Source organism: Chryseobacterium shigense, assembly GCF_900156575.1.
GTDB classification, from domain to species: Bacteria; Bacteroidota; Bacteroidia; order Flavobacteriales; family Weeksellaceae; genus Chryseobacterium; species Chryseobacterium shigense.
This window is the reverse complement of the sequence record NZ_FTNY01000014.1, coordinates 1-8,838: the sequence shown is the minus strand read 5'-3', so window position 1 is coordinate 8,838 and position 8,838 is coordinate 1. Positions and strand designations below refer to the sequence as shown.

At 33.0% G+C, this 8,838-nt stretch carries 10 protein-coding genes; 3 read left to right on the top strand and 7 right to left on the bottom strand.

Annotated elements, in window-relative coordinates; all coding sequences use genetic code 11:
• The 4 genes from BW964_RS22130 to BW964_RS22115 all read right to left on the bottom strand — a co-directional run.
• Positions 1-507, bottom strand: a 507-nt coding sequence (locus BW964_RS22130; protein WP_139325917.1) for a hypothetical protein, incomplete at its 3' end; no start/stop codon positions are given.
• Between the two features lie 1,382 nt (positions 508-1,889).
• Positions 1,890-2,132, bottom strand: coding sequence for a hypothetical protein (locus BW964_RS22125; RefSeq protein ID WP_050378458.1), 243 nt, complete (start codon positions 2,130-2,132; stop codon positions 1,890-1,892).
• Between the two features lie 35 nt (positions 2,133-2,167).
• Entirely contained in the window at positions 2,168-2,755 is a 588-nt protein-coding gene (locus BW964_RS22120; protein WP_076510763.1) for a ParA family protein, read from the bottom strand.
• 40 nt (positions 2,756-2,795) lie between these two features.
• Positions 2,796-3,725, bottom strand: coding sequence for a replication initiation protein (locus BW964_RS22115; RefSeq protein WP_076510765.1), 930 nt, complete (start codon positions 3,723-3,725; stop codon positions 2,796-2,798).
• Positions 3,726-4,761: 1,036 nt separating this feature from the next.
• Here BW964_RS22115 and BW964_RS22110 point away from each other — a divergent pair.
• Genes BW964_RS22110 through BW964_RS22100 form a run of 3 tightly spaced genes read left to right on the top strand, consistent with a single transcriptional unit; the run spans position 4,762 to position 6,567 of the window.
• Positions 4,762-5,169, top strand: a complete 408-nt coding sequence (locus BW964_RS22110; protein WP_076510761.1) for a plasmid mobilization protein — start codon at positions 4,762-4,764, stop codon at positions 5,167-5,169.
• Positions 5,163-5,978 carry a relaxase/mobilization nuclease domain-containing protein gene (locus tag BW964_RS22105; RefSeq protein WP_076510759.1) on the top strand — a complete coding sequence of 272 codons (816 nt, stop codon included), beginning with the start codon at positions 5,163-5,165 and terminating at the stop codon, positions 5,976-5,978. Before BW964_RS22110 ends, BW964_RS22105 begins: the two co-directional genes overlap by 7 nt.
• A 19-nt stretch (positions 5,979-5,997) precedes the next feature.
• Positions 5,998-6,567 (top strand): hypothetical protein, encoded by a 570-nt coding sequence (locus tag BW964_RS22100; protein ID WP_076510757.1) that lies wholly within the window; start codon positions 5,998-6,000, stop codon positions 6,565-6,567.
• Between the two features lie 353 nt (positions 6,568-6,920).
• Here the strand turns inward: BW964_RS22100 and BW964_RS22095 are convergent, their stop codons facing one another.
• From BW964_RS22095 to BW964_RS22665, 3 genes are all read right to left on the bottom strand, one after another.
• The gene (locus BW964_RS22095; RefSeq protein WP_076510755.1) at positions 6,921-7,406 is read right to left on the bottom strand and encodes a hypothetical protein; all 486 of its coding nucleotides are present in this window, start codon (positions 7,404-7,406) and stop codon (positions 6,921-6,923) included.
• Between the two features lie 4 nt (positions 7,407-7,410).
• Positions 7,411-7,962 (bottom strand): DUF6705 family protein, encoded by a 552-nt coding sequence (locus BW964_RS22090; protein WP_139325916.1) that lies wholly within the window; start codon positions 7,960-7,962, stop codon positions 7,411-7,413.
• Positions 7,963-7,983: 21 nt separating this feature from the next.
• Positions 7,984-8,838 (bottom strand): hypothetical protein (locus BW964_RS22665; protein ID WP_167369810.1); only part of this gene is annotated, 855 nt, incomplete at its 5' end.

The window sequence follows — 8,838 nt, the reverse complement described above, 5'->3', positions numbered from 1 at the left end:
GGGTTCATTTTCATTATCAGGATACCACATTTCTACCACAGTAACAGAACACAATTTTAATCTTCCCGCCATAGAGCTTTGTTCTCTGGTTTGTTCTACAGGTTTTCTTTTTTTGGCAGTGGTATATCCCTGGAAGAACTTAAGATGCTCCTTATTATTATCATAGACAAATGTTATCTGATCACCATATCTGGGAACTTCTATGCAGGAAACAATTTTCTTTCCGTTGGCAATAGGAACGACTAAAAAGCTTTCATCGGTATAGCCCATTGTCATAGCATAATCCCATAGAGGTATTCCATTTACTTTCTTGATTTGAGCTTCATTTTCGTTATAGACTTTCATTACATTCTTGATGTAGGTTTCATCTTCTTTCCAAAGGCTTTTGGAATGGTATTCTTTAGAAGTTGGATCAGATGAAGAAGACAGTTCATCATGAACACAAGAATACAAAGAAATACATAAGACTACTATACAAAGTAATCTAAGGATTAAATTTTTCTTCATTGTTTTTGAATTTTTTAGGTGTTAAATATAAGTTTTTTTCATTGTATAGAGAAATATTATTTAAAGTCTTATTGATAAGACATCAGGATAAAGATATACATGGGGAGCGACAAAGTATGTCGTAACAAATGTTTTCGTATTGGATTAATTTATAGGCATAAAAAAAGCGTGGAGCTATGTCTACTGCCAAGAGGTACTGGTATACCCGAACACAAATAAACAAGCCCACGCCGGAGCGTGAGCATTGCATATTCCTGTGTTCAATGAAATTACCAGTTTTCTTGACAAGAAAGCAAATGCTTTAATTTTTTACCGTAAATGTTATTGGTGCGAATTTAAGAAAGATAAATTAAATATCCATTGTGTGAAATTTTTCAGCCGTCACTTCCTCAGTCTTCTCGTTTTTTCAAAACGCTTGTCGTTCGTTGCTCCTTAGTTCAAAATTTTTCTGACAAAACATACACAAAATTGCGCCAAAAAAATGGTTGTATGACCGATGAATAGGAGCGTGATTGTTTTGGACGTCTTAAACCCTGTGATGCATCCAGCTTTTTGCGAGGGGTAAACCCTGATATATAAATTAAATTTTATGAATAATATTGATTTAGACCTTATAGGTCAAGTAGTTTCATTAATCACAGGTGTGATAGCATTAGTTAAAGTTATTATTGATTTAACTAAGAATAAGAAAGAGTAGTTTTACTACTCTTTCTTTATTAAAGTGAAAAAAAACATTCTCTTGAAGGTATTAGAGTATAAACAAATAGTAGAGAAGAATTAATAGTGTTATAGTGGATTTTAATTTTAAAATCAATGCTTTTGGTTCGTATTGGATGATTTCGTACCTTCGTTACGAAGACAAAGTCTCTCGCTAAGCGAGGGGCTTTTTTTTGTGCCATACATCAAGATATTTTGGTGTAACAGAACTTAATAAAGCCAGTTTGTAAAATTGTACCGATAAAAACCATACAAATTTATCTTTATAATGTAGGAAGTGTATTAGATTTCTAATACAGTTTGTAAAAACCTTTTATTCATGGGCATTATAGTGATGTTTAAAAATGTGTCCTTTCAGATGAAAGAATGAATTTGCAAGTTTGGACATTGATTCTTCTCCTGGTTCTGGGGGAGTAATTAAGCAAAAACGATTTTCGTAAAAGGCGATTGTACTTTTGGAAAAATCAAACTATTTATTTAAAAAGAAATATATATAATATGAAAGATTTTATTAAACAATTGAAACCCCACCCTGTCGCAATAGTGGGAGCGCTAATTTTATTAGCAGGAGTAATTATGTATTCCGTAACAGTTAAAAAGAATGTAGAAGTACAGATACCGGACTACTTCATTTTTAAAGCAACGGATTAAGGATTATCCAATCCTTAATCCGTTGTTTCATTAAAATATTTTTCATCAATGGCAGAGTTGATTAAATTTCTCACGGTGGTTTTTTTATCCAAAGCCATTTGTTTTAACTGTTGCAATTTTGTTTCAGGAAGTGATAATAAAAAAGTCTTTTCAATTGGTTTTATAATACCGTTCTTATTTTCCTGTATTGGAGTTGTAGCCTTTTGAGAAAGGATTTTTCCTAATAAATTACTTGTTGAATTATCTTTTTTTGTCATATACTTATATGTTTATATGTGCATATATTTATATGCTATATTGCTAATACTGTTAAAATCTCATTTGTTAATGCTTCTATTTGGGATAGAGCTTTTTTATTATCTTCTACTCCATTATGCAGAGCTGAACGAGAAAAAGCCACCAGATCGGAGACCATTGTTTGAGCAACTGTAATATTATATTCGCTCAATTGAGATTTAATTTCTTCAGTTAAAGAAGTATTGGGCTTAACCATATTGAAGACAATGAGTGCCTTTTTTTCTCCTTTAGATTGTTTTACTATCTCAATAGTCGACCTAATTGCAAGAACATCAAAAACCCCTGCTTTTGTAGGAATAATAATTACATTGGCAAGACTGCACAGCTCAGGCAGTTTATTGGATAGATATGGGGGAGTATCAATAAAAACAAAATCAAGATCAGAATTTTTCAGTTCCGGTAATTTGTCTGGGGAGAGAACAGGAACAGGAGAAAAATCTTTAAAATCAGATAAAGACCCCTGCACATCCATATCCACAATACAAACCTTTGCTTTGTCTTTAAGATGTACAGCAAGGTTATAAGTTAGTGTTGATTTTCCAACACCTCCTTTTTGATGTGTAGTAAGAATAAAATAAGGCATATATGTTTATATGTATATATATTTATATGCAAATATATAATTAATTCTTTACAGGTAAAATACCTTTTTTCTGATATACACCTACCAAGTAACCGACAGAATTTTCAATTTTCAGTTTTCTCTGTCTTATCTTCTCATTCAACTCTGTAATTAAGATATCAAAATCCTTTTCTTTTTCTTTTCCGGCAATCAGCTCCGCCTGTTCCAGACTAAGACCGTATGTTGTTAATTTTGACGCAAATTTTTGAATATTTAAAGGTTTTTCAAAATCGATTTCGAGCTGTTTGAATTTTTGAGAATTAATATTTAGAGTGATCCAATAGAACTCTCTTCCTTTTTTCTTTAATTCATAATCCAATTCAATATCTGTATTTTCTGAAATTTGTTTTCGGGCAATATCCAAAACTTTAATTTTAAAATCGCTTATTCTTTCAAATTGTTCATTTCCTTTTTTATCAATCAATCCGAGCATTTTTTTGAGTTCTGGAATCTCAAATCTTTTTGTTCCTACACTCCGCCATTGACAAGCAATTGCATACAGTCTTTTAGCATATTTTGAAGAACAGTTTAAAACAGACTTTAACTGCATTGCAGTAAAATTATTTTTTAGATCAAAAAAGTAAGGTTTTGCTGTTTCGTTTATTTTAATAGTAAAAGAGCCTGAACCTTTAATATAATCAACATATTCAAAAAGCCAAAGTTGACGATATTTTTCTGGTGTTTCTATTTCAAACATTCTACTCCCAATATCTTCGGTAGCATCTCTTAGCTGTTTATAATTCCATTTACGTCCTGTAATTGCTTCAATATCATGAGTGTGAATAGTGTACTCCAATTTATCTTTTTCAAGGCAGGAAAGCACCATAAAAAGAATATCGAGCATACAAGCAGAGTAATCATATCTTCCAGAAGTAATTACATTATGTTGAAAAACAAGTTTATCGTCTTTGTTTACGTCAATCAATTCCATGTCAACAATTTTAGGAGACAAATATAAAAATAAAAACGACATTTAAAAACATCTGTCGACAAATAATAGCGCATTTAGCTTATAAAAGGTCGTTTTTAACTTATAAAAGGTCGTTTTTAACTTATAAAAGGTCGTTTTTAACTTATAAAAAGTCGTTTTTAGCTTATAAAAGGTCGTTTTTAAACTTGTAACTAATTTAATAACAATTAGTTACGAAGCCTTAAAATACTAAAATAAAAAAGTAATAAATATTTTAAAAAATACGTTTGTTCAATCGGAATTTTATCTTTTCCATTGGAGCGAAAATTTTCCGTACATCCTGTCATGTGCCGAGTGGAAAAAAAACAAAAAGGAAGAAAAACAGAGATTCGAGGAAATCGGGTTGCGGGCGTATGTTATGTAACACGTAGTATAATTGATAGATAAAAACTATTATTAATGTGATGATTTGGTAAGATGTCAGGCTGTCTGATCAAGGCGAGATCGCTTCCGGAAGCGATCTGAATTTCCCCTTCAGCTTTTCTATTTTTTCCCCTTTATTTTTTGCAGAATGTCTGGAGTATTTTTGACTGTTCCGGATTTGCGATTTTGTTTGTGGGCGAACTGAAGTATTATCATTTTGGACTGTTTTGATTAGGGTAGGATCTGGGCGATATTTTGGAATTATGGGGAGCTGTACCTGAGTAAAATAATCATAGGTTGCAGGATAAGAAAGAAATCATTAAATTTGGTATGCGAATGTATATTTTCAATAAGGGCAAGTAGTACCTTTTGACGTCAAAAACCTACGCTATCGCTCCGATTTTCGCCTCAAAAGGACAACTTGGTTTATTCCTATCGTCATAAACGGAAAGCAGAACGCTTTAAGGACTGATGTACGCTTTTACTGAAAGGTAGTTAAAATGAGACTTTTTAATAACCGGAAAAAACAAAGAAAAAAAATAAAAGCTCCCATTTCGGAGAGCTAAAGCCAGCTTAAAAATTTTCTAAATCAGAAGAATATTTTGAGCGGTAAAAATAAAAAAATAATCCAATTATGGAAGATCAAAATACAAAGGATTGGGAATCTCTGTTTAAAGAAGAATTCGAAAACATTGATAGACAAAATCAATATATAGAAAGAGGAAAGCTCGGAGGTCGCCCGAAGATCAGCGAGCCAAAAAGTGAGCGACTGGCACTCAGATTTACCCCTTTTGAAATGAAAAAGCTCAAAGAAAGAGCGGATAAAAAAAATCTGAAGCTCACGGATTACAGCCGGATCATACTCTTAGAAAAACAACTTCCGGACTATGAAAAAAACATCCTACTAACGGAGTATGCAACGAATTTCCGGAGAATAGGCAATTATATGAAGAAAGAAATGTTTACCGAAAAAGAGAGAGCAGATCTGCTCAAGGAAATTGAAGAAGCCATAAAAGGCATAAAAACACAGGTCAAATGGTAATATCAGCATCGACAAGAAATGTAAGTTCTAAATCTATTGCATATCAGCAGAGCGATAAGGAGCAGAGTGTGGAAGTGTGCCGGAACGGACTTTCCGGAGAGAAGCCGAAAGACCTGTTTGCAGAACTGAAAGAGATAGCCGATAAAAACACCCGAACGGAGAAAAAATACGTTACTGCGGTAATCTCGCCCCCGAAAGAATACAGCCAAAATTTAAGCCTTAACGATTGGGGAAAGTTAGCAGAGGACTATTTAAAGCGTGAGGGGATCGGAAGAAACAATCAATATTTAGTGCATTTACACCAGAGTACGGATGATAGGCATCTGCATATTATCGCAAATAGGATAGATTTTCACGGTAAAAATCAGGTCACGAGCCACAATATAGGAGAAAGAGCATCCGGACACGCAGAAATTTTATCAAAGGAGCGGAACTGGAAGACTGCACAGGAGATCACCGGAGAGAAGAAAGTGGAAATCAAAAACGTATTTCTCCAGGAAAAAGGGGAAAGCCATAGTTTAAGTGATCTTGTCAAGAGAATGGAAAATCGAGGGTATATTATGGAGATCAGCAAGAACTCTAAAGGACTGAACGGAGCAAGAATCATCCCGAAAGCAAATATCAATAGAAACCCTTCGGTTTTGGAGAAAGTGTCGAAACAAGGCTTTAAATTAAGCGAGATCGATCCAAAATTAAAGATAAAGGATATCGCCCTGGAATTAATAAAACTTACGCCCCAAAATATTGCTTTGGAAGTTACCAAAAGTGTTACCCGGAATATTACAAAAGGTAGGGGTATGTCATTATAAACATTAACAAATATAAATTATGGAAGGCCAACAAAACAATACAAATCCTGTAAGGCTCAACCCAGCGGAACTACTGGAACAGTTAAAGATCACCACAGAAGCCCTGCACAAGGAATCCACGCAATTAAATTCTAATATTCCGGGAATAGATAAAAAACTGAAGGAAACCGGAGAGCTGATTGCTCACAGCCTAAAGGAACTTAGAGAAAGCGTTATGGATATCAGGGTTGGGATATCTCCGGAAGATCTGAAGAAACTGGAATCGTACAAAGATTATTTTAAGCATTATAAACCTGTGCTGTATATTTCCCTATTTGTTATGCTTTCTGGTTGGGGACTGGCCATATTCGGAGCCTATTCCGGAATCAAATATTATAAAGAAAGTGTACGTACAAAACAGGAAATCAGGGGTGAAGTCCTTCAGGAGATTAATCAGGACGGAAATGTTATCGTAGAAAGGCAGAAGTGGAGCGATTATAAAGAGCAGAGTGAAGTATTAAAAGCATGGCAGAAATCCAATCCGAGAGACAGCGAATCGCTTACCAACTATTTTAAAGGATATCAGGAATTTAAGAAAGGGAAGGAATAAAAGAATGTTTTTCCGACTATTAAAATCGGCTTCGCCTACTCATGTATTTTTCAAAATTATAAATTTTATCAAAATACATTCGGGAGAGAATGCATAAAAAAGCCCCTACAATAACTGTAGAATCTTGAAAAATTGACCATAGTAGGGGTTGGTCAGTCGACGAAAAGTAAAATTTTGTACCAGTTCTTTTTGAAGATTTATAGAAAGTGTAGAAGCTAATGAAAAAAATCCCGGATTATTAACCCGGGATTATATTTTTATTTGAAGAGAATACCTCTAGGCTCTGCCCCGTGGATTATTTATTGTTTTGTCAATATAACTTCTTTAGGTAAATCAAATCAAATTTATATTATCTAGTCCTCTAGTTCTTTTATTTTCACATTTCCAGCTTCAAAGATTAGTTTTGTTGCATACCAGAAATCCTTTCTTTTATTTTTATACTTATCCATTTTAGATAAGCAATCAACAAAATAAGTTTCTTTTTTATTATTTTTAAAGATCGTCATAACAGTACTAAAACTATCCATGCAATTAATTGTTAAAGTGTCTTTACCATTATCTGAAATGTTATATAAATATTTTGAGCTAATTTTCAAAACAGCATAATCAATAGCTGCATATTCTTTCTTTGAAAGGTTTCGAGTGTAGTTATTTTTTTTGCTTTCAACTGCTATTTTCATTCTATTATTTCCGGTTTTAATCGGTTCAATAGTAATTTTTATACCACTATCAATTATTATCGAATTTGAATGACTAAGTTCTATTTTTTCAAATTGATTTTGAGAAAAGTAATAATTGTAAAAAGTGAAATAAATTAAAAATAAAACTTTTCTGCACATGTTATTATTGTTTTGTCAATATAATTTCTTTAGGAAGAGCCTGGGGAAATGGAGTTGTATTATAATATTGACAATCTGTTGTAATCATATTACTTCCTTGGTTATATTTCCAGTTGAGCTGTGTCTTAGAAGGACTTGTGAAATTAATAATAATATTTCCTGTAGTATTACAAAGGTCAGGGTCTACATAAACTAGAGAATATTTATCATCTAATTTTCTAATTCCACTTCCCCAAATTTTTGGATCGTTATCTGGTAAATTTGTATTGTCAAACAAAATATTCCCATTATTATCCAATACTTTAAATTTTCCTATTAGGTAATCTATATAATATTTAAAATCACTATCATATTTGTTGGTAATCTTTTTAAAAGTGATATAGATTGTTTTATTAGCCCAGACTCCCTTCCAGGTTCCTTCATAGCTTTGTAATTCATTATTGGTGTCTTTTAGATAAGCATTTTCAGGAATATCTGTAAATGTTCTCAATGGATAGGTTTGTGCTGAGCAAGATATTGAAGCACAAAAGAATATAAATAAAAATATATTTTTCATAATTTAAAAATTAAATTGTTATTAAGGACAAGGAATAGGTTTTACAGGTTTGTCTTTACCATCATATTTTAACTTACTTGTATTACCCGTAGTTTTATCACTTTTATAAACTTCCAGCCCGTCAAGTTTTACCTTCTCTTCAAGGAATTGAGCAAACAACTTTTCAACATTTGCTTGAGATAATCCATCTTTATCAAGTAATTTAGTATACTCTTTATTATACCATGAATCCCAGCTTTTCAATGTACCTGGCCCAATACCATAATTACCATCTCCAGAATATTTCAATATATAATTCCCTTGTGATGTAATTACCATGCCATAAGCATCTGTCATTGTTCCCTTAACCTGGGCATTTCTGACACAAGTTGTTAAGAAAGTAGACACATCAGCGGGTGAAAATATCTTAACGACTCCTTCCTTACTGTCAAGATGCGTATGAATATAACCAAAATATTTATTTCCTGGTGGAAATATAAGGTTGTCATTATCCGTATTTGCTAAAGGTTCAAAAGAAGTCTGTGGACCATATGCAGCGGCAAACCCTGTTTCCTGGCTTTTATCAAATACCTCTTTTTTGTCAAGTTCCGAAACTTTATCTTTAAAAGGCTGACTGGAATTTTGGGTTTTCATTTTTTCACAAGGATTTGTGTTGTTATTAGTATTTCCACCACCACCTCCAGGATAAGGATATGTAGGCCCTTCAGGATTAGGGTTTGAGGATCCATCTCCTCCTTGCATTTCATCACATTTGGTAATATATCCTGTTACCTCCCAATGGCCAGAACCATTGGGTTCATTTTCATTATCAGGATACCACATTTCTACCACAGTAACAGAACACAATTTTAATCTTCCCGCCATAGAGCTTTGTTC

Excerpts from the sequence above, each read along its gene's own strand:
- BW964_RS22125 (WP_050378458.1), bottom strand. The coding sequence starts at position 2,132 with ATGACAAAAAAAGATAATTCAACAAGTAATTTATTAGGAAAAATCCTT.
- BW964_RS22120 (WP_076510763.1), bottom strand. The coding sequence starts at position 2,755 with ATGCCTTATTTTATTCTTACTACACATCAAAAAGGAGGTGTTGGAAAA.
- BW964_RS22115 (WP_076510765.1), bottom strand. The coding sequence starts at position 3,725 with ATGGAATTGATTGACGTAAACAAAGACGATAAACTTGTTTTTCAACAT.
- BW964_RS22110 (WP_076510761.1), top strand. The coding sequence starts at position 4,762 with ATGGAAGATCAAAATACAAAGGATTGGGAATCTCTGTTTAAAGAAGAA.
- BW964_RS22105 (WP_076510759.1), top strand. The coding sequence starts at position 5,163 with ATGGTAATATCAGCATCGACAAGAAATGTAAGTTCTAAATCTATTGCA.
- BW964_RS22100 (WP_076510757.1), top strand. The coding sequence starts at position 5,998 with ATGGAAGGCCAACAAAACAATACAAATCCTGTAAGGCTCAACCCAGCG.
- BW964_RS22095 (WP_076510755.1), bottom strand. The coding sequence starts at position 7,406 with ATGTGCAGAAAAGTTTTATTTTTAATTTATTTCACTTTTTACAATTAT.
- BW964_RS22090 (WP_139325916.1), bottom strand. The coding sequence starts at position 7,962 with ATGAAAAATATATTTTTATTTATATTCTTTTGTGCTTCAATATCTTGC.